General features: G+C 54.2%; 2 protein-coding genes. Both read left to right on the top strand.

Translation table 11 applies throughout. The annotated features are described in order from the left end of the window. Positions 1-753 (top strand): phage tail protein (locus ACTBDZ_RS17850; RefSeq protein WP_438816274.1); only part of this gene is annotated, 753 nt, incomplete at its 5' end. Continuing rightward, on the top strand, positions 753-1381 hold a 629-nt coding region (locus tag ACTBDZ_RS17845), incomplete at its 3' end, for a tail fiber assembly protein (RefSeq protein WP_438816273.1). The genes ACTBDZ_RS17850 and ACTBDZ_RS17845, both read left to right, overlap by 1 nt.

The raw sequence follows: 1381 nt of genomic DNA, 5'->3' as shown, positions 1-1381 counted from the left end.
CCCTTTGATGGTTCGGCAGACATTGGTGTCAATACGCTGGTATCCCGAGGCCGGGTTCCGGCATTAAGTGGTCACAATCAGGGTACGGCCGGTATCCAGCTGTATGATGCCTACAACAATGGGTATCCGACCCCTTACGGTAATGTCATCCATCTCAAAGGCGCATCGACTGGCGGGGAAGGGGAATTGCTGATTGGCTGGAGCGGTATCAGTGGTGCTCATGCCCCGGTTTATATTCGCAGTCGTCGGGATGTTACTGGCGCGTCCTGGTCTTCATGGGCGCAGGTATTCACCGTCAATGAACTGGCTGGTATTCCGCTGCCGTTCCCGGGCGAAGTTCCCCCTTCTGGGTGGTTGAAATGCAACGGGCAAGCATTTAACAAAACAACCTATCCGGTTTTAGCCTCTCTCTACCCCACCGGCAAGCTGCCCGACCTGCGCGGCGAATTTATTCGCGGTTGGGATGGTGGGCGGAAAGTTGATACTGGGCGTTCGTTGTTGTCTGAACAGGGAGATGCTATCAGAAACATTACCGGACGCATTGGGTATGCCAGACACGGTGGGACGCAACCCCCTATAGTTGATGGTGAAGGGGCATTCAGAAGAGACAGCAACCATAATGTGAACATTGCCAGTGGACAAGGTGACGATTGGGGAAGTGTCATGTCTTTTGATACTAAGCGGGTCGTCCCCACCGCAAACGAAAACAGACCGCGCAACATCGCCTTTAACTACATCGTGAGAGCAGCATAATGAGCAACTATCCAACTGATATTGAAGCCGCCGAATTAGGCGAAAACGGCCTCAGTAAAAATGCAGGATGGATAACTGTCTATCGTGTGCATCCGGACACACGGGAATACCTGAATGCCAACGATGAGTATCTGATGGTGGACGTAGGTTTACCTGCGCACAGTTACCCCGATAAACCGGTGTTGCCGCCTGCGGGTCAGGCATTACGGCGCAGCCTCGATGGGTTGTACTGGGAGCATGTACCCGATTATCGCGGTAAAACCGTTTACAACACCGGGACACGGGAAGCATCGACTGTCGAGGCGATGGGTGAGCTAGCCGAAGAGGTAACGCTACTGGCTCCGGCAACGGAATTTGATATCTGGAACGGCAATAAATGGGTAACAGACAAAGCGGCCCAACACACAGCAGAAGCCCAGGCTGTGCAGCAGGCGGCAAAGCGGGAATTTGCCTCACGGCTGACCGTTGCGAATGCGCGTATTCAGCCGCTACAGGATGCTGTAGACCTCGATATGACCACGGAGGCAGAAAGGGCGCAGTTTATCGCGTGGAAGAAATACCGCGTGCTGCTTAACCGTGTCGATATCAGCACTGCGCCGGATATTGCGTGGCCTACGCCGCCAGAAGG

Source organism: Symbiopectobacterium sp., from assembly GCF_051710365.1.
Classification (GTDB): Bacteria; Pseudomonadota; Gammaproteobacteria; order Enterobacterales; family Enterobacteriaceae; genus Symbiopectobacterium.
The sequence above is the reverse complement of the archived record's forward strand: the minus strand, read 5'-3'. Positions and strand labels throughout refer to the sequence as shown.